Source organism: Clostridium sp. CMCC3677 (assembly GCF_023845585.1).
GTDB lineage: Bacteria > Bacillota > Clostridia > Clostridiales > Clostridiaceae > Clostridium > Clostridium aquiflavi.
In genome coordinates, this window is the sequence record NZ_JAMQHS010000106.1 from 1 (window position 1) to 228 (window position 228).

Consider the following 228-nt stretch of genomic DNA (forward strand, 5'->3'; position numbering starts at 1 on the left):
AATGATCCCATTCTTTATCAGTGAATGCATTAGAAAGTTGAATCGCACGGTCAGGACGGAAATTGAAGAAAATAACTGCATCGTTGTCTTTAACTGTTGCAACAGGTTTGCCATCTTTAGTAATGATAGCTGGAACAACGAATTCATCATTTTTGTCATTAGCATAAGAAGCTTTGACAAGTTCGATTGGATCTTCAAATTTTTCACCTTCAGCGCTTACGATTGCTT

At 36.8% G+C, this 228-nt stretch carries 1 pseudogene; it reads right to left on the reverse strand.

The window, feature by feature from the left end:
• Window positions 1-228, reverse strand: a pseudogene (locus tag NG901_RS16900) (2,3-bisphosphoglycerate-independent phosphoglycerate mutase); the annotation flags it as partial.